The sequence below is a fragment of the Mycolicibacterium xanthum genome (assembly GCF_019710635.1).
Classification (GTDB): Bacteria; Actinomycetota; Actinomycetes; order Mycobacteriales; family Mycobacteriaceae; genus Mycobacterium; species Mycobacterium xanthum.
In genome coordinates, this window is record NZ_JAIFZS010000008.1 from 329,161 (window position 1) to 347,684 (window position 18,524).

17 protein-coding genes and 1 pseudogene are annotated in these 18,524 nt (G+C 70.0%); 11 read left to right on the plus strand and 7 right to left on the minus strand.

The features are described from left to right. The first annotated feature begins 15 nt into the window (after positions 1–15). On the plus strand, positions 16–708 hold the full coding sequence (locus JDV09_RS05910) for a DUF2561 family protein (RefSeq protein ID WP_221368165.1): 693 nt from the start codon (positions 16–18) through the stop codon (positions 706–708). Between the two features lie 115 nt (positions 709–823). Here JDV09_RS05910 and qcrB read toward each other — a convergent pair whose 3' ends face one another. The 4 genes from qcrB to ctaE are packed head-to-tail and all read right to left on the minus strand — an operon-like array spanning position 824 to position 5,149. After that, positions 824–2,485, minus strand: coding sequence for a cytochrome bc1 complex cytochrome b subunit (qcrB, locus tag JDV09_RS05915; RefSeq protein ID WP_221368166.1), 1,662 nt, complete (start codon positions 2,483–2,485; stop codon positions 824–826). Beyond that, on the minus strand, positions 2,482–3,657 hold the full coding sequence (gene qcrA / locus JDV09_RS05920) for a cytochrome bc1 complex Rieske iron-sulfur subunit (protein ID WP_255604915.1): 1,176 nt from the start codon (positions 3,655–3,657) through the stop codon (positions 2,482–2,484). The genes qcrB and qcrA overlap by 4 nt, the downstream gene beginning before the upstream one ends. 29 nt (positions 3,658–3,686) lie before the next feature. Then, positions 3,687–4,493 (minus strand): cytochrome bc1 complex diheme cytochrome c subunit, encoded by an 807-nt coding sequence (qcrC, locus tag JDV09_RS05925; protein WP_255604853.1) that lies wholly within the window; start codon positions 4,491–4,493, stop codon positions 3,687–3,689. Between the two features lie 44 nt (positions 4,494–4,537). Next, positions 4,538–5,149 carry an aa3-type cytochrome oxidase subunit III gene (gene ctaE, locus JDV09_RS05930; protein ID WP_221368169.1) on the minus strand — a complete coding sequence of 204 codons (612 nt, stop codon included), beginning with the start codon at positions 5,147–5,149 and terminating at the stop codon, positions 4,538–4,540. 106 nt (positions 5,150–5,255) lie between these two features. Here ctaE and trpD point away from each other — a divergent pair, with 106 nt between their 5' ends. Then, a complete protein-coding gene (gene trpD, locus JDV09_RS05935) occupies positions 5,256–6,314 on the plus strand; it encodes an anthranilate phosphoribosyltransferase (protein ID WP_308124027.1) in 1,059 nt (352 codons plus the stop codon). Here trpD and JDV09_RS05940 read toward each other — a convergent pair. Then, positions 6,252–8,054, minus strand: a pseudogene (locus tag JDV09_RS05940) (DEDD exonuclease domain-containing protein); the annotation flags it as partial. The gene trpD and the pseudogene JDV09_RS05940 sit on opposite strands and share 63 nt — an antisense overlap. A gap of 120 nt (positions 8,055–8,174) precedes the next feature. Here JDV09_RS05940 and JDV09_RS05945 point away from each other — a divergent pair. The 4 genes from JDV09_RS05945 to JDV09_RS05960 all read left to right on the plus strand — a co-directional run bounded on the left by JDV09_RS05945 (position 8,175) and on the right by JDV09_RS05960 (position 11,752). Then, on the plus strand, positions 8,175–8,438 hold the full coding sequence (locus JDV09_RS05945) for a hypothetical protein (RefSeq protein ID WP_221368240.1): 264 nt from the start codon (positions 8,175–8,177) through the stop codon (positions 8,436–8,438). A 153-nt stretch (positions 8,439–8,591) separates the two neighbouring features. After that, entirely contained in the window at positions 8,592–9,770 is a 1,179-nt protein-coding gene (gene ripC / locus JDV09_RS05950; RefSeq protein WP_221368171.1) for a peptidoglycan hydrolase RipC, read from the plus strand. Beyond that, complete coding sequence (locus JDV09_RS05955) at positions 9,739–10,593, plus strand: peptidase (protein ID WP_221368172.1); 855 nt, start codon at positions 9,739–9,741, stop codon at positions 10,591–10,593. Before ripC ends, JDV09_RS05955 begins: the two co-directional genes overlap by 32 nt. A gap of 4 nt (positions 10,594–10,597) precedes the next feature. Then, positions 10,598–11,752 (plus strand): glycosyltransferase family 4 protein, encoded by a 1,155-nt coding sequence (locus tag JDV09_RS05960; RefSeq protein WP_221368173.1) that lies wholly within the window; start codon positions 10,598–10,600, stop codon positions 11,750–11,752. On the opposite strand, the gene JDV09_RS05965 is transcribed toward JDV09_RS05960, so the two are convergent. Beyond that, a complete protein-coding gene (locus JDV09_RS05965; protein WP_221368174.1) occupies positions 11,749–13,551 on the minus strand; it encodes an AMP-dependent synthetase/ligase in 1,803 nt (600 codons plus the stop codon). The genes JDV09_RS05960 and JDV09_RS05965 overlap by 4 nt on opposite strands. A 108-nt stretch (positions 13,552–13,659) precedes the next feature. Between JDV09_RS05965 and JDV09_RS05970 the strand changes: the two genes are divergently transcribed. From JDV09_RS05970 to JDV09_RS05990, 5 genes are all read left to right on the plus strand, one after another. Then, positions 13,660–14,058, plus strand: coding sequence for a polyketide cyclase / dehydrase and lipid transport (locus JDV09_RS05970; RefSeq protein ID WP_221368175.1), 399 nt, complete (start codon positions 13,660–13,662; stop codon positions 14,056–14,058). A 103-nt stretch (positions 14,059–14,161) separates the two neighbouring features. Next, positions 14,162–14,599: an SRPBCC family protein gene (locus JDV09_RS05975; RefSeq protein ID WP_221368176.1), complete on the plus strand. Its 438-nt coding sequence runs from the start codon at positions 14,162–14,164 to the stop codon at positions 14,597–14,599. Further along, a complete protein-coding gene (locus tag JDV09_RS05980) occupies positions 14,592–15,878 on the plus strand; it encodes an ArsA family ATPase (RefSeq protein ID WP_221368241.1) in 1,287 nt (428 codons plus the stop codon). The genes JDV09_RS05975 and JDV09_RS05980 overlap by 8 nt, the downstream gene beginning before the upstream one ends. Next, complete coding sequence (locus JDV09_RS05985; protein WP_221368177.1) at positions 15,875–16,294, plus strand: hypothetical protein; 420 nt, start codon at positions 15,875–15,877, stop codon at positions 16,292–16,294. Before JDV09_RS05980 ends, JDV09_RS05985 begins: the two co-directional genes overlap by 4 nt. 99 nt (positions 16,295–16,393) lie before the next feature. Further along, positions 16,394–17,119, plus strand: coding sequence for a lysophospholipid acyltransferase family protein (locus JDV09_RS05990; protein ID WP_221368178.1), 726 nt, complete (start codon positions 16,394–16,396; stop codon positions 17,117–17,119). Positions 17,120–17,179: 60 nt separating this feature from the next. Here JDV09_RS05990 and JDV09_RS05995 read toward each other — a convergent pair whose 3' ends face one another. Further along, entirely contained in the window at positions 17,180–18,460 is a 1,281-nt protein-coding gene (locus tag JDV09_RS05995) for a glycosyltransferase 87 family protein (RefSeq protein WP_221368179.1), read from the minus strand. Between the last annotated feature and the right edge of the window lie 64 nt (positions 18,461–18,524).

The following is an 18,524-nucleotide window of genomic DNA, read 5'->3' on the forward strand; positions in this document are numbered from 1 at the left end:
GCGATTCCCGGACCGATGACACACCTCTCCGACACCGCGAACCGGCCGGCTCAGGGTTTCGACCTGGCTCTAGACCGCGCCGATCGAATCCTGCTCGGCGGCTGTGCAGCGGTCTGGCTGGCCGCGCTGGGCGCCGGGGTCGCCGCGGTCGTCGCACTGGTCGATCTGGCGCGTGGTCACACGGAGTCCGCGGACTCCGGGACACCGTGGGTTCTCTACACCGTCATCGGGGTGTCCGCCGCGGTGATCGTCGCCGCGGTCCCGCTGCTGATGCGGGCCCGGCGGGCGTCGCAGGACGGTCGGGCCGGCTCCCCGGTGGTGCAGCAGGAGACCGACGCGCCCGGTGCCTCCGCGGAGCCGAAGCCGCCCGCCCGCGGTGCCGAGGCACCCACGGAGAAGATCCGCATCGCCCCGGCTCCCGACGCCAGCGGCCCGCTGCCGCGGATGCTGAGGTCCGCGGCCCCGGCCCCGGTCTCGCCGGCCGTCGAGCAGCTGCTGCTGCGCGGCGGGGCGTCACTGGTGTGCGCCATGGGTGTCGCCACGTTGCTGATCGGCGTCTCCACCTATCTGATGGCGGTCGGGACCGACACTGCCGCCTGGGTGCTCTATGTGCTGGCCGGGATCATCACGGTCGGCATGGCGGCCATCCCGTGGTACTTCGTGCGTGAGCTGGACGCCCACGTCGGCTCCGACGACTCGGGCGACTGACGCACCCGGGCGACCGACGCACCCGGGCGACCGACGCCGGGCCGCCGGACACCGCCGAAACCACTCGAGCCGCACCGCCGGGCTGGCGGTGCGGCTCGAATGGGTCGGTCGCGGCTCAGTGGTGGCCGTTGGGCGAGCCATTGCCCGAGCCGTTGCCCGAGCTGGTGCGCTCCTGGTGCTCGCGAAGCGCGGTCAGCGCCTTGTGCTCGGCGGCGTGTTCGGCCGCGGTGAGCGCCTCGTGCTCGGAGAGTGGGTCCCCGGTCAGGAAGCTGCCGGTGCCGGGAGATCCGCTGGAGCCCAGCTTGTTCATTCGCTTGGGCAGTGCCGCGCCCTGGTATTCCAGCGGGATCGGATGGCCGTGGTCGTCGACGGGGCCCAGCGGCTGGTGCAGCTCGATGTAGGCGCCGTGCGGCAACCGCTTGATGATGCCGGTCTCGACGCCGTGCTCGAGGACGGCCCGGTCGCTGCGCTGCAGGCCGACACACCACCGGTAGGCCACCACATAGACGATCGCGGGCAGCACCACCATGCCGACTCGGCCGATCCAGGTGGTCGCGTTCAGCGAGATGTGGAACTTCAGCGCGATGATGTCGTTCATGCACGCGAAGGTCAGCAGCAGGTAGAACGCGACCGCCGCGGAGCCGACGGCGGTGCGCACCGGCACGTCGCGCGGGCGCTGCAGCAGGTTGTGGTGTGCGTCGTCGCCGGTCACCTTCTTCTCGAAGAACGGGTAGACGATCAGCAACGTGAAGATCAGGCCCATGCCGACGGCCACCCACACGCCCTGCGGGATGGTGTGACCGAACGGGTAGAACTCCCAGGCCGGCCACAGCCGGATCAGGCCGTCGGTCCACATCATGTAGAAGTCCGGCTGGCTACCCGCCGAGACCTGAGACGGCTTGTAGGGGCCCAGGTTCCAGATCGGGTTGATCTGCAGCAGACCGCCCATCAGCCCGAGGATGCCGGTGGTGATCGCGAAGAACGCACCAGACTTCACCGCGAACACCGGCATCACCCGCACACCCACCACGTTGGTCTCGGTGCGGCCGGGGCCGGGGAACTGGGTGTGCTTCTGGAACCACACGAGCGCCATGTGCGCACCGATCAGCGCCAGGATGATGCCGGGGATCAGCAGGATGTGCATCGCATAGAGCCGCGGGATGATGATGTCGCCCGGGAAGTCACCGCCGAACAACGCCCAGTGCATCCAGGTACCGACGATCGGGATGCCCATGGTGATACCGGAGAGCGCGGCACGCAGGCCGGTGCCCGACAGCAGGTCGTCGGGCAGCGAGTAGCCGAAGAACCCTTCGAACATCGCCAGGATCAGCAGCAGGCAGCCGATGATCCAGTTGGCCTCGCGGGGCCTGCGGAACGCGCCGGTGAAGAAGATGCGGGCCAGGTGGACCATGATCGCCGCGGCGAACATCAGGGCCGCCCAGTGGTGGATCTGCCGGACGAACAGACCGCCGCGGACCTCGAAGCTGATGTCCAGCGTGGTCTCGTATGCCCGCGACATGCTGACGCCGCGCAGCGGCTGGTAGACGCCGTCGTAGGTGACGTGCGCCATCGACGGGTCGAAGAACAGCGTCAGGTACACGCCGGTGATCAGCAACAGGATGAAGCTGTACAGCGCGATCTCACCGAGCAGGAACGACCAGTGCGTCGGGAAGACCTTGTTGAGTTGCCGGCGCACCGCCGCCGACGGGTGGTAGCGGGAGTCGATCGCATCGCCCTGCTTGGCGGCGATCTCGGCGGGGGTAGGGCGAGGGCTCATGACTTGCGCTCCCAGAATGCCGGTCCGACGGGTTCGATGAAGTCGCCGTTGGCGACCAGGTAGCCGTCCTTGTCGATGGTGATCGGCAGCTGAGCCAGCGCGCGCGCCGCCGGGCCGAAGATCGGCTTGGCGAAGTGCAGCGCGTCGAACTGCGACTGGTGGCACGGGCACAGGATCCGGTAGGTCTGCTGCTCGTAGAGCGACGACGGGCAGCCCAGGTGCGAGCACACCTTGGTGTAGGCGAACAGCTCACCGAAGTTGAAGCTCTCCTGGCCCTGGCGCTTCACCACGCGGGGCATGTCGATCGGGCGAATCCGGATGAGCATCACGGGATTTCGCACGCCCATGTTGATCTCGACGATCTTGTGCTCGGACTCCACGGTGGTGCCGTCCCCGTCGGACTCGCGCCACGGGAACACCGTCTCCATGCCGCCGGCGTCGATGTCCTCCGGGCGCATCTTGATGAAGGGGGCGGCGGCGTGGCTGGCGGTCGCGCGGGCCAGATAGATCGTCTCGCCCTCGAATCGCGGCGTCCATCCCGAGGTCCACAGCACGGCCTTCTTGCCCTCGGCGGTGGGGACGACCGGCTTCCACGGGTTCTTGATCAGGCCGCCGATGAACGCAATCGCGGTGCCCAGGCCGAACGCGCCCAGGCCGATCCCCAGCGACAGGCCGATCACCTTGCGGCGCTTGATCGTCGAGTTCTCCAGCGCATCGGTCAGGTTGGCCGCGATGGTCGTGCGGTGGATCTCGGGGGAGCGGCCGTCATGGCGGTCCTGGATCGAGATCTCCTGCGGGATGAACTTCTTCTGGAAGAGCACCGCGCCGATGCCGATGGCCAGGATCGACAGGCCGAACGTCAGGCCGTACAGCGGGGTGGCCAGCGTGTAGAGCAGCTCACCCGGGGCGCCGTAGGGTACGTACTCCCACGGCCAGAACAGGAACACCAGCAGCAGCGCCAGACCGGCAACGCCGCCGATCATCAGCCACAGCGCCACCTGGCGCTCGGCCCGCTTCTCGGCCTTGGTGCCCTCGACCGGCCAGCGCGGCTCCTTGAGGATCGTTTCGACACCGTCGAGTTTGCCGCCCAGTTCGACGAGCTCCTCGCGCGACATCTCGGCGAGTTGCGCGTCACTCGGCAGGGCGGCGTCCTTGGCTGCGCCGTCACTCATGTCCGACCCGCCCTCCTTCTGTCCGTCGCTCATGCGCGGGCTCCGATCCACAACGCGGCGGCGATGACGGCGACGATCCCGACGATCCAGATGACCATGCCCTCGGAGGTGGGTCCGAATCCGCCGAGGCCGGTCCCGCCGGGTGTCGGGGTGTTCGCCGACTCCTGCACGTAGGCGACGATGTCGCGCTTCTCCTCTGGGGAGAGCTGGCGGTCGGAGAACTTCGGCATGTTCTGCGGGCCGGTCTGCATGGCGGTGTAGATCTGCGCGGGGGTGGCCTCGCCGAGATCGGGCGCGTACTTGCCTGAGGACAGTGCCCCACCCTTACCGGTGAAGTTGTGGCAGGACGCGCAGTTGAGCCGGAACAGGTCCCCGCCGCGGGCGACGTCGTTTCCGATCAGCGAGTGCTCGGCGATCTGGCCGTTCTCGTCGCGGGGGGCCATCGGTCCGCCGCCGTTGGCCTGCACCCAGGCGCCGAGCGCGTCGATCTGCTCCGCATCGAACTGCGGCGGCTTCGCCGGGGCCTGGGCGCCGAGGCTCATCGCCGGCATGCGGCCGGTGGACACCTGGAAGTACACCGCGGCGTCGCCGACACCGATCAGGCTGGGCCCGCGGTCGGCGACGCCCTGCAGGTTGACCCCGTGGCAGGACACGCAGGAGGTGTCGTAGAGCTGCTGTCCGGTGCGCAGCAGCGCCGAGGCCGACTCGTCGGCGACGGCCACCTGCGGGGACGGCGTCAGGGTGGCCGCCAGGCCACCGGTGACGGCCAGTCCGGTCAGCAGCAGCAGTGCGGCCGACAGGCGCCGGCGCAGCCGACGGCGAGACTTGCTTGGCATCGAACCCCTTCTCATCGGCGTGTCCTGAGAGGCTTTCCTGAACTTCATCGCACGAAGTAGATGACGGCGAACAGGGCGATCCACACGATGTCGACGAAGTGCCAGTAGTACGACACCACGATCGCAGCCGTGGCCTGCGCGGGGGTGAACTTACTCAGCTTGGTGCGCGTCAGCAGCAGGATGAACGCGATCAGTCCGCCGATCACGTGCAGACCGTGGAATCCGGTCGCCAGGTAGAAGACGGTGCCGTACGCGCTGCCCGGGATGGTGGTGCCTGCATGGACCAGGTGGATGTACTCGTAGCCCTGGCCCAGCACGAAGAACAGGCCCATCGCGAAGGTCAGCAGATACCAGCGGCGCAGCCCGAACACGTCGCCACGCTCGGCGGCGAAAACGCCCATCTGACACGTGAACGACGATGCGATCAGCACCAGCGTCACCGGCACGGCCAGCGCCAGATTCAACTCGGTGGGCGGCGGCGGCCACACGCCGTCTGCCTGAGCGCGCGCGGTGAAATACATCGCGAACAGTCCAGCAAAGAACATCAGCTCGCTGGAAAGCCAGACGATGGTGCCGACACTGACCATGTTCGGCCGGTTCAGCGAATGTACGCGCGACGTGATGGCAGTTCCCGAGGTCCCTACAGCGCTCGTCACAGGAGCAAGTATGACGCTTTGTAGTTGTCGAACTCCACCCGGGGATGGTTTTGGTCATAAATCGCTCGGGTGGCCGCGTTGGGAAGTTCCTCGCCGACATGGGAACATCGCCGTCGTGACTGCCTCGACATGGCCCCAGATTCTCGGAAGGTTGACCACCGGACAGGCGCTCGAGCCGGGACAGGCGTCCTGGGCAATGGACCAGATCATGACCGGCACCGCGACACCGGCTCAGATCGCCGCGTTCGGCGTGTCGATGAAGATGAAGCGGCCGACCGCGGCCGAGGTGACCGAACTGGCCGACATCATGCTCAAGCACGCGCGCCGGGTGCCGACCGACGTGATCGGCACCGACACCGTCGACGTGGTCGGCACCGGAGGCGACGGCGCCAACACGGTGAACCTGTCGACGATGGCCTCGATCGTCGTGGCCGCCGCCGGGGTCAAGGTGATCAAGCACGGCAACCGGGCCGCGTCGTCACTGTCCGGCGGCGCCGACACCCTCGAGGCCCTCGGGGTGCGGATCGACCTGGGGCCCGACCAGGTCGCGCGGTGTGTCGCCGAGGTCGGCATCGGGTTTGCGTTCGCGCCGCAATTCCATCCCTCGTACCGGCATGCCGGCGTGGTGCGCCGGGAGATCGGGGTGCCGACGGTGTTCAACCTGCTGGGTCCGTTGACGAATCCGGCCACCCCGCGGGCCGGCCTGATCGGCTGTGCATGGGCCGACCTGGCCGAGGTGATGGCGGGGGTGTTCGCCACCCGCGGGTCGAGCGTGCTGGTGGTACACGGCGACGACGGCCTCGACGAGCTGACCACGACGACCACCAGCACGATCTGGCGGGTGCAGGCCGGCACGATGGAGCGGCTGACCTTCGACCCGGCCGCGTTCGGGTTCGCCCGTGCGGAGATCTCGGAGCTGATCGGCGGCGATGCGAAGTCGAATGCGGACGAGGCCCGGGCCGTGTTCGGTGGGGCCGAGGGCCCGGTGCGCGACGCCGTGGTGCTCAACGCCGCGGGCGCCCTGGTCGCGCACGCCGGACTATCCAGCGACGCCCAGTGGGCTCCGGCCTGGGAGTCCGGCCTGGCCCGTGCCAACGAGGCGATCGACTCGGGGGCGGCCGAGCAACTGCTCGCGCGTTGGGTGCGGTTCACCCAACAGCTCTGAGTCGCCGTCCGGTGCTGCCATCTGCTCGGCGGCCAGCCGGGCCGAGCGTGCCGAGGCGGCCCACTGCGCCCATCGTCCGGCCGCGCCCAGCGGCGAGCAGTAGCCGGCGTCGGCGCGCACGATCCGCACGCCGGGCCGGGCCAGCCAGCGCGCGATGAGCGCGGTCTCCTCGACCAGCGCACCGCCCAGCGCGCCATCGGTGGGCAGCACCGTCTGCGCCGCCGCGCACAGCGCGTCCACGACCGGCATCGGTGGCACGCCGCAGCGCGCCACCCCGGCCGCGGCCAGTTGACCGTGGCGCACCACCGCCAGACACCAGCCGCCGTGGCCGTCCGGCCCGGCGACCACCAACTCGGCCAGATCGGTCAGCGCGCGCAGCCGTTGGCCGCGCCACAGCACATCGATCAGGGTGGCGGTGCGGTCGCGCAGCCGTGCGGCCGTCTCGTAGCGACGGCGCCCGGCCAGCTCGGCGATCTGCGCGAGCATGGCCGTGACCGGCCGGTCGGTGTGCCCGTCGATGAGTGCCAGTGCCGCACCGACCGCGGCGGCGTATCCGTCGGCGTCCACGCCGCGGCCGGCCGGGCACGGCGCGACCTCCCGCTCCGGGCAGGCCGGACCGTGCAGCGCGGAGCGGCCCAGCCGGTTCGTGCAGGTTCGCACGCCGGTGAACCGGGCCAGCAGTGCCGCCGTGTCCCGGGCGTCCGCGCGGGTGCGGAACGGGCCGACGGCGCTGGCGGTGCGGGGTGTGCGCACCGTGGCGAACCGGGGGAACGCCTCATCGGTCAGCGCCACCCACCACCAGCGCTGCGGGAACTTCGACCGCCGGTTGTAGGGCGGGGCGTGGGCGGCCAGCAGCCGCAGCTCGCGCACGCCGGCCTCCAGCTCGTGGGAGCACTCGACATGGTCCACCCCGGTGGCCAGCGAGGCCATCTCCTTGATGCGGGTGCGTGGATCGGCGCCGTTGAAGTACTGCGTGACCCGGCGTCGGAGGTCCTTCGCGGTGCCGACGTAGAGCACCTCGTCGGACGGGCCGCGGAACAGGTACACGCCCGGGCAGCTGGGCAGCCCCCGGGCCAGGTGGCGCTTGCGGCGCTGGGCGGGGGTGACGTCGGGCAGGTAGGCGCGCAGCTCGGTGTAGGTGTGGACGCCCTGGTTGCCGACGCGCTCCATCAGGCCGTGCAGGACGTCGACGGTGGCGCGGGCGTCGTCGAGCGCGCGGTGGTTGGGGGTGGTGGCCGCGCCGAACAGCTGCGCCAGCGCGGACAACCGCACGCTGGGCGCCTCGTCGCGGGTCAACACCCGGCGCGCCAGCCGGACGGTGCACAGCACCGGGGGCCTGGGCCAGGGCAGCTGAAGCCGGTCGGCCGCCGCGCGCAGGAACCCGATGTCGAAGCCGGCGTTGTGCGCCACCAGGACGGCGCCGCGCGCGAACTCCAGGAACGAGGGGAGTACGGCGTCGATTCGCGGGGCGTCGTAGACCATCGCCGACGTGATACCGGTCAGCGCGACGATCTGGGGCGGGATGCTGCGGCCCGGGTCGACCAGCGTGGCGAACTCGCCGAGCACCTCGCCGCCGCGCACCTTCACGGCACCGATCTCGGTGATCGCGTCGTGTTGGCCGCCGGTGGCACGGGCGCCCGTGGTCTCGAGGTCGACGACGACGAACATGGTCTCCCGCAGCGTCGGCGCGGAGAACGGGGCAGCGGACGGATCGACGTCGGCAAAGCTCAGCTGACCCATGCGCCGACCGTAGGCGGCGCCGCCGACAAGTCCGGGAGGCCCGCCGGGAACGCCGCGCCGACGGAGTTGTCGGTGTGCGCCGATACGGTGCGGGCGACTGCGATCGAGAGGACGGGTGCCATGGCACAGGATCAGCGGCCGCCGGGCCACACCGAGGCCGAGCCGGACCCGCACGTCGGGGCCGGCACGGTGAAAATCGACTGCGACGACTGCGCGGTGCGCGGCCCCGGTTGCCAGGACTGTGTCATCAGCGTCTTGCTCGGTGTGCCCGAAACTTTGCTCGTCGATGAGCGTCTGGCCCTCGAAGCGCTGGCCGAAGTGGGGTTGGCGCCAAGGTTGCGGCTGGTTCCGATCCATCGTCGCGGAGGCTCGGGGGTTGCCTGACGACACGCGGTGTTGCCAGGGTCTGCACAGCCGGTGGGGTGGCTGTTAAATTTGCGTCTTCTGTTGGACAAGGCCGATGCCGTTTCGTAACCTATCTGAGACCTAAGAGCAGTTTTGAGGCGGCTCGTTACGGCAGTTGAAGGACGCAAAATCTTGACGCTCGACCGCGCGCACCGGAGCACCCGTCGTTCTCGGCGACCCCTGATCAGTGTGTTGGCCGGGGTGGCGGTGTTGGGAGCCGCGTTCGTCGGCCAGGTCCATGCCGACCCCGCCGACGACGCGTTGGCCAAGCTGAACGAGCTGTCGCGCCAGTCGGAGCAGACCACCGAGGCGATGCATTCGGCGCAGCTGGACCTGGACAACAAGCTGGCCGTCCAGCAGGCCGCCGAGGCCAAGCACGCCGGTGACCTCGCCGCCGTGGAATCGGCCACCACGCAGCTCGCCCAGTTCCAGACCTCGGTGGACCGCCTCGCCGCCGCGCAGTACATGGGTGGCCGGACATCGGGCTTCGACGCGATCCTCACCGCGTCCTCGCCGCAGGGCCTGATCGACCAGCTGTCCGTGCAGCGGGTGATGGCCGCCGAGATGCAGGCCCAGATGGGTGCCTTCCGGGACATGAGCCGGCAGGCCGACCTCGCCGAGCAGGCCTCGGCCGCGTCGGCCGCGGAGGCCAAGACCGCCGCCGAGCAGGCCGCCGCGGTGCGGGCCGATCTGCAGTCCAAGCAGAGCCAGTTGCAGGTGCAGATCGCGATCGTCAAGGCCCAGTACGAGGCGTTGACCCCCGGCCAGCGCGAGGCGCTGGCCGCCATGCCGCCGCCGCCCCCGATCCCGGCCGCCCCCGGCGCGCCGGTGCCTCCGGGCCAGGATCCGGCCATCCTGGCCGCGCCGCCCGCCCCGCCCGTGCTGCCCGGGGTTCCCGGCGCGCAGCCGGAGCCACCCGCCCCGCCCGGAGCCATCCCGCCGGGCGACATCGCCCCGCCCGGCTCGCCCGCCTCGATGACGGTGATCCAGGCCGCGCTGAGCCGGATCGGTTCCCCGTACTCCTGGGGTGGTTCCGGTCCGAACGCCTTCGACTGCTCCGGCCTGGTGATGTGGTCCTTCCAGCAGGCGGGCATCTCGCTGCCACACTCCAGCCAGGCGCTGGCCCGCGGCGGTCAGCCGGTCTCGATGGATCAGATGCAGCCGGGCGACCTGGTCACCTATTACTCCGATGCGTCGCACGTCGGCATCTACATCGGCGACGGGATGATGGTGCACGCGTCCACATACGGCACACCGGTGCGGGTCGCCCCGGTGAACAATGCGCCGATCTACAACGTCCGTCGGTACTGAGGCCTCCCCCCGGGCATCCCGCGCCACGGACCGTCGTCGTCTGGGCGCGGTGCTCGGCGCCGAGCTGATCTGTGCGGCGTTCCTGGTGGGTGGCCCGCATGCCGCGCCGACCGGTCCGGCCGTCGCCGCACCGACCGCCTACACCGCCGCGGCACCGGCGCCGCGCGCGGTCTCGACCCCCGACGGCCGTACCGCCGAGCTGATCGATCTCGGGGCGCCCGGTGGGGCGGCGCTGCTGGACCGCATCACCGCCGAGCTGCCCGGCGCGACCCGTGCGGTCACCGGGTTCTGGGGCGTGGAGTGGCCCCGCGACATCCCGATCGTGGTGGCCGGTTCCGCCGACCAGTTCGCCGTCCTGGCCGGCGGCGGCGCGGACACCGCCGCGACGACCACCGCCGAGCGCATCGTGTTCTCGCCGGCGGCGACGGCGATGAACGACAACGACCTGCGAACGGTCCTGCGCCACGAGCTGTTCCACTATGCGGCGCGGGCCGACACCGCCGCCGACGCGCCGATGTGGCTGACCGAGGGCGTTGCCGACTTCGTCGGCAGGACGGGACCGCCCGGTGCGGGCGGTGCCGATGCGGCACTGCCGACCGACGCCGAGCTGATCTCGCCCGGGCCCGGCCGCTCGGCGGCCTACGACCGGGCCTGGTCGTTCGCCGGCTACGTCGCCGACAGTCACGGGGTGGATGCCCTGCGGGCGCTGTACGTCGCCGCCGGTGGGCCCGGGCACGCCGACGTCGAGACGGCGGTGCGCGATGCGCTCGGCGCCGGCCTGCCCGCGGTGCTGGACGGCTGGCGACACTGGCACCCGCGGTGATGCGATGAGCCGCGTCCTGCTGGTCACCAACGACTACCCGCCGCGCCGTGGCGGCATCCAGTCCTACCTGGAGGCGCTGGTCGGCCACCTCGTCGGCGCCCCCGAGACGGGCGGGCACACCCTGACCGTCTATGCCCCGAAATGGAAGGGATGCGAGGACTACGACGCGGTCGCGGCCGCCGGAGGCACAGCGGGCTATGAGATCGTCCGCCACCCGGGAACCCTGATGCTCCCGGAACCCACGGTGGCTGCCCGGATGCGCCGGCTGATCGGCGAGCGCGGGATCGACACCGTGTGGTTCGGCGCCGCCGCGCCACTGGCGCTGATGTCGCCGCTGGCCCGCTCGGCCGGGGCGCGCCGGGTGATCGCCAGCACCCACGGCCACGAGGTGGGCTGGTCGATGCTGCCACTGGCCCGAACAGCGCTGCGCCGCATCGGCGACGACACCGACGTCGTCACCTACATCAGCGCCTACACCCGGCGCCGGATCGCGTCGGCGTTCGGGCCCAACGCCGCACTGGAACATGTGCCACCCGGGGTGGACACCGACCGGTTCGCCCCCGACGAGGTCGCCCGGGCCGAGATGCGGGCCCGCTACCGGCTCGGCGGGCGGCCGGTGGTGCTCTGCCTGTCGCGGTTGGTGCCGCGTAAGGGTCAGGACATGCTGATCCGGGCCCTGCCGGCGATCCGGGAACGGGTGCCCGGCACGGCGCTCGTCATCGTCGGCGGCGGACCGTACCGCAACACGCTGCACCGCCTCGCGCACAGTTTCGGGGTGGCCGAGCACGTGGTGTTCACCGACGGGGTGCCCGGTGACGAGTTGCCGGCCCACCACGCGATGGCCGACGTGTTCGCGATGCCCTGCCGCACCCGCGGCGCGGGCCTGGATGTCGAGGGTCTGGGCATCGTCTACCTGGAGGCGTCCGCCACCGGGGTGCCCGTCGTCGCCGGCCGGTCGGGTGGGGCGCCGGAGACGGTGCGCAACGGTGAGACCGGCATCGTCGTCGACGGTTGGGACGTCGGGGCGATCGCCGCGGCGATCGGCGATCTGCTGGCCGATCCGCAGCGCGCCGCGGCGATGGGTGCCGCGGGCCGTCGCTGGACCGTCGACCACTGGCGGTGGCGTTTCCAGGCGCAGCGGCTGGCCCGGCTGTTCTAGTTCTTGGCGTAGAGCGCTTCGATGTCCTCGGCGAACTTCTCGGCCACGATCTTGCGTTTGACCTTCAGCGTCGGCGTCAGCTCACCGGTGAGAACGGTGAAATCCACCGGCAGTATCCGGAACTTGCGGATCGCCTCCGCCTTCGACACCGCCTGATTGGCCTGCTTGACGGCCAGGTCGATCTCGTTGACCAGGTCGGGGTCGTCGGTCAGATCCGCCACCGAATCGGTCGCCGCCTTGCCATGGTGCTGCTTCCACACCTCGAAGGCCTCCGGGTCGATCGCGATCAGCGCGGCGATGAACGGCTTGGCGTCACCGACGGCCATGGCCTGACTGATCAACGGGTGGGCGCGCAGCTGGTCCTCGAGCACCGCGGGGGCGACGTTCTTGCCGCCCGCGGTCACGATGATCTCCTTCTTGCGACCGACGATCGACAGGTAGCCCTCGGCGTCGATGCTGCCCAGATCGCCGGTGTGGAACCAGCCGTTGACGATGGCGTCGGCGGTGGCGGTCTCGTTGCGCCAGTAGCCGCCGAACACCACGCCACCCTGCACGAGCAGTTCACCGTCGTTCGCGACAGCCATGCTGTTGCCCGGCAACAGCTTTCCGACGGTGCCGATCTTGAGTTCGCCGATCCGGTTGGCGGTGATCGCAGCGCTGGTCTCGGTCAGGCCGTAGCCCTCGTAGATGGTCAGGCCGATGCCCCGGTAGAAATGCCCCAGCCGGGCACCGAGGGGAGCGCCGCCGGAGATGGACGCGCGGCAGTTGCCACCGGTCGCCGCGCGCAGCTTGGTGTAGACCAGTCGGTCGAACAGCGCGTGCTTGAGCCTCAGCAGTAGGTCCGGTCCACCGGTGTCCTGGGCCTTGCTCCAGTCGATCGCGGTGCGCGCGGCCATCGCGAAGATCGCGCCCTTGCCGCTGTCCTGGGCGTTCAGTTCGGCGGTGTTGTAGACCTTCTCGAACACCCTCGGGACGGAGACGATGACGGTGGGTTTGAACTGCCCGAACATCGGGACCAGGTTCTTGATGTCGCTGGTGTAGCCGATCGTGACGCCGCTGGCGAAGGCGGTGAGGGACAGGGCGCGGGCCAGCACATGGGCCAGCGGCAGGAACACCAGCAGCCGCTCGCCCTTGCGCAGCAGGTCGGGGAAGCTCTCCGCCGCCCCGCGGGTCTCGTACAGCAGGTTGGCGTGGGTCAGCTGACAGCCTTTCGGGCGGCCCGTGGTGCCCGAGGTGTAGATCAGCGTGGCCGCGTCGCTGGATCGGATGGCGGCCAGTCGGCTGTCGAGTTCCCCGGGATCGGCCGATGCGCCCGACTCGGCGAGTACGTCCAGTGCCGAGGGCCCCGTGTACTCGATGACCTCCACCCTGCGCAGCGCCGGCAACTCGTTCAGCAGTTCCCTGACCATCAGCGCGTGCGCCTCGATCTCGACGAACGCCATCACCGCGCCGGAGTCCTCCAGCACCCAGCGGACCTGCTCGGGTGAAGAGGTCTCGTAGATGGGGACGGTCACCGCGCCGATCGAGAGGATCGCGTAGTCGAGGATGACCCACTCGTACCTGGTCGCCGACAGCAGCGCGACCCGGTCACCGGGCTGCACCCCCTCGGCGATCAACCCCATTGCCGCAGAGCGAATCTGGTCCGCAGCCTCCTTGCACGTCACGTCCGTCCAGCTGCCTCCGGTCAGCCGCTGGAAGATCACGTGGCCGGGATCGTCGCGCTCGTGCGAGTAGACAGAGCTGACGATGTTGTCGTGCTCGCCGATGGTGAATGCTGCGGGGACGCTGAACTCGCGCACGGTGTAGACCTCTCGTGATCGTCTGGCGGCTCGACAAACGTGGGCGCCATGTCCAGCGTAGTCGGCCGACATGGGCCGATGTATCGACATGTGTGAAGCTTGTCAGCCATGAACAGCATCCAGATCGCCGATGAGACGTTCGTCGCGGCCGACCCCGTCGCGGTCGGCGCCGCCGTCGCCGATCCGGCGAGCTGGTTGCGGTGGTGGCCCGACCTGCGGCTCACCGTGGTCGAGGACCGCGGTGAGGCCGGGCAGCGCTGGACGGTCACCGGCGCGCTGACCGGCACCATGGAGGTCTGGCTGGAGAAGGTCCGCGACGGCCCGGACGGCGTCGTCCTGCATTATTTCCTGCACGCCGAGCCCGCCGGGGCCGCCGCGTGGGAACTGGCGAAGATGAACCTGGCGAAGATGAACCATCGGCGCAGGGTCGCGGGCAAGAACATGGCCTTCGAGGTCAAGCGCACCCTGGAAGCCGATCGGCCGGTCGGGGTATCGCGGCCTGCCTAATCCGCATCCCGGGTACACGGGCCATCCGCCGGTACGGGGGCCATACCCATCGCAGGAGGGTAGATTTCTGGCCAGCGACAGACACCTAGCGGGGAAGAACTCAGTGGCGGACAAGACGGCGCAGACCATCTACATCGATGCCGATCGTTCGACGGTGATGGACGTCATCGCCGACATCGGCTCCTATCCCGACTGGGTGGCCGAGTACACCGACGCCGAGGTCCTCGAGGCTTACGACGACGGTTACCCGAAGGTGGCCCGGCTGGTTCTCGACGCCACTGTCCTCAAGGACAGCATGGTGCTGGCCTACGAGTGGCCCGCCGACCACAACTCGGTGACCTGGTCGTTGGTCTCCAGTACGCTGCTGAAAGCATTGGACGGAGCATATCGGTTGGTGCCCAAGGGATCTGGCACCGAGGTGACCTACGAACTCTCCGTCGACCTGGTGATCCCGATGATCGGCCTGCTCAAGCGCAAGGCTGAACGGCGGCTCACGGACACGGCACTGAAAGACCTGAAGAAACGAGTCGAGGCTGACTGAGCGCAACGATGCCGCCGACGCGGCCTGGGCGCCCGGGGAAACCCGGATCAGCCTCTTCGTCGGCAAGGGCGGCGTGGGGAAGTCGACGCTGGCGACCGCGACGGCGGTGCGCGCGGCGCGCGCCGGCATGCGGGTGCTGATCGTGTCCACCGATCAGGCGCACTCGACCGGTGACGTGCTGGGTACCCCGGTGACCCCGACCGGCCGGCGCGAACCGACCCGGGTGCTGGCCGACCTCGACACCGCCGATTCCGGGGGCGGATTCCTGGATGCGCTGGCCCTGGACACCCTGGCCCTGCTGTCCGAACGGTGGCGCCAGGTCGCCGGTCCACTGTCGGCGCGGTTCCCGGATTCCGATGTCGGAGACATTGCGCCGGAAGAGCTTTCGGCCTTGCCCGGGGTGCAGGAGGTGCTCGGCCTGCACGAGGTCGGCGAGTTGGCCGACTCGGGCCGGTGGGACCTCGTGGTGGTCGATTGCGCGTCCACCGCCGATGCGCTGCGCATGCTCACGCTGCCCGCGACCTTCGGCATGTACCTGGAGCGGGCGTGGCCCAGGCATCGGCGGTTGTCCAGCACCGACGACGCCCGCTCGGCGGCGGTCGTCGCGCTGTTGGAGCGCATCGCCGCGGGAACCGGGCAGCTTTCCACCCTGCTGACCGACGGGACGCGGGTCAACGCCCACCTGGTGATGACGGCCGAGCGGGTGGTCGCCGCCGAGGCGGTGCGGACACTGGGGTCGTTGGCGCTGATGGGGGTGCGGGTCGCCGAGCTCGTCGTCAACCAGATCCTGGTGCAGGACGAGTCGTTCGAGTACCGAAACCTGCCCGCGCACCCCGCGTTCGACTGGTACTCCGAACGGATCTCCGATCAGCGCGCGGTGCTCGACGAACTCGACCGGGTCATCGGCGACGTCCAGCTGGTGCTGGTGCCCCACCTGGCGGGCGAACCGATCGGCGCCAAGGCGCTGGCCGAGCTGCTGGACTGCGCGCGCCGCCGAGACGGCTCGCCTCCGCCCGGTCCGCTGCGCCCCGTGGTGGACCGGGAGTCCGGCACCGGGGTGGAGGCGGTATACCGGTTGCGCGTCGAGTTGCCACAGGTCGACTCGTCGGCCCTCTCGTTGGGTAGGGTCGACGATGACTTGATCATCGGGGTCGGCGGGATGCGGCGACGGGTGCGATTGGCGTCGGTGCTGCGCCGGTGCATCGTCATCGACGCCCAGCTGCGGAGCAGCGAGCTGACCGTGCGATTTCGACCGAATCCGGAGGTGTGGCCGGCGTGAGCGACCCCGGGGCCGGTGGACGGCATTCGGACATCGGGCCCGAGCTGCGCCAACTGGCCCAGTCGATCCTCGATCGTCTCGATCCCGCGGTGCGGCTGGCGGCCGCCCGGGTCCAGGGGGGCGGCCCCGACTCCGGCCGCTGTCAGCAGGTGTGGTGTCCGGTGTGCGCGCTGGCGGCGCTGATCTCCGGTGAGCAACATCCGCTGCTCGACGTCGTCGCCGAGCATTCCGTCGCGCTGCTGGCCGTGGTCAAGGCGCTCGTCGAGAACATCGACCCGGACGGCATGTCCCGGCCGCGGTCCGACGGTCCGCCGCCGGACGAGCCGCCGCCGCCGGACCCGGGCAGCCCCGATGGTCCGCCCGGTTCGCCGGGGCCGGGCCGCTACCAGCACATCCCGGTCACCGTGGAGGAGTGAGACGCACCTGTGGTCGCACGCACACGGCGTGGGTACAGTTGTCGCAGAGCACCGCGGTCGGGCATTCGCGTCGACGTGGTCGGGTGATCCGGAGGGTCCATGTGGTACTGGCTGTTCAAGTTCATCTTCATGGGGCCGCTGCTGACCCTGCTAGGCCGGCCGAAAGTCGAAGGGCTGGAGCATGTTCCGCAGTCGGGTGCGGTGATCCTGGCCAGTAATCACCTGGCCGTCGCCGACAGCTTCTACCTGCCGCTGGTGGTCAGCAGGCGGATCACCTTCCTGGCCAAGGCCGAGTACTTCACCGGCACCGGCATCAAGGGCTGGTTCACCCGCTGGTTCTACACGGTGGCCGGCCAGGTGCCGATCGACCGCACCGACGCCGACAGCGCGCAGAGCGCGCTGACCACGGCGGAGCGGATCGTCGCGGACGGCAAGCTGCTCGGGATGTATCCGGAGGGCACCAGGTCGCCGGACGGACGGTTGTACAAGGGCAAGACCGGGTTGGCGCGACTGGTGCTCACCACCCAGGTGCCGGTGATTCCGGTCGCGATGATCGGCACCGATGTGGTCAATCCGCCGGGCTCGAAGATGTGGCGGTTCGGCCGGGTGCAGGTCAAGTTCGGCGCACCGATGGACTTCAGCCGCTTCGACGGGCTGGCCGGAAATAGATTCATCGAGCGCGCGGTCATCGACGAGGTGATGTACGAGCTGATGCAGCTGTCCGGTCAGGAGTACGTCGACCTGTACGCCGCCGATGTCAAAGAGGGAAAAGGTGAGGGAGCGGTGAAACCGCCGGCGCGGCTCCCGGACGCGGCTGCCGGCTGAGCCGGCGATCAGACACCCGCCGGCTGAGCCGGCGATCAGACACCTGCCGGCTGAGCCGGTTCAGGCCTGCACAGCGGTGACGGGCGGTGCGTCCAGGGATGGCGCTTCCTCGTCGGCGGGGCGGGTCGACACGGTGCCGGCCACGACGATCACTGCCAGCGCCCACCACAGGTAGGAACCGCCGGCCAGTTGACGCCACAGTGAGGCCGCGGTCTCCTGGTGTTCGGGAAGCAGGGTGATCGGAGTCCAGATCATCAGCGCCAGCCCGATGGCCGCGACGGTCGCCAGCCCGCCGTGGCGCAGCCGCACCGCGAGCACGGTGGTCACCACCAGGGTGGGCAGCGCCCAGACCCAGTGATGCGACCACGACACCGGTGACACCGTCAGGCCGAACATCGCCACGCAGATCAGCGCGAGCACCGGCTGGCCGGCCCGCAGCGTCCGGCGCGCGGCCCAGACGGTGACGGCCAGCACCGCGAAGCATGTGGCGGTCCACACCACGAACCGGACGTCGGCGCCCAGTCCGAGGCGGGCCAGCGCCCCGGCGATGTTCTGGTTGGTGTTCAGCGTCGCCGTGCCGATCCGGTCGGTGTTGCCGACGGTTTCGGTCCAGTAGTCCCACGAGTCGCGCCAGGCGAGCGCGAAACCGGCCAGGGTGGCCACCGCCGCCGACGCGACCGCGGTCAGCAGCGCGCGGGTGTCGCGACGCAACAGGAAGTACAGCAGGAAGACCGCCGGGGTCAGCTTCAGGGCGATGGCCAGCCCCAGCAGCAGGCCGCGCGGCCAGGGCGTGCGGCGTGGCACGCAATCGGCGATGACCAGCGTCATCAGCACCACGTTGATCTGACCGAAGTCGAAGTTCGACCGGATCGGCTCGACGAAGATCACCGCGGGTGCGACGATCGCGGCGGCCAGCCAGCACCGCCGGACCCAGGCGGGTTCACCGGTGACGCCGGTGCTGGGCCACACGTCCAACCGGGTCAGGATGATCGCGGTCGAGACCAGCAGCAGGATCAGCGTGGTCAGCGTGATGGCCACGCTGGCCCCCTCCAGTGGCAGCAGCGCGAACGGCGCGAACGCCACCGCGGCCAGCGGTGGATAGGTGAACGGAAGATCGAGGCCACCACGGGTGTGGAACATCGCGCCGTCGGCGTAGAGGGGCCGGCCGTCCAGCCACGCCTGCCCGCCCATCCGGTAGACGTCGATGTCGATGCGGTAGGGCGTGTGGCCGAGGAGTCGCCACGCCGCCCAGGCCAACCCTGCCAAGGTCAGGAGCTGGAACAGCCGCCACGCCAGCGTGGGCACCCAACCAGCCCCACCGGGCGACCGCCAAGTACTCATCTCACCGTCCACCCTATCGGCACACTTCGGCGCGTCGGCGGGTATCCCGTCCATGACACGCGCA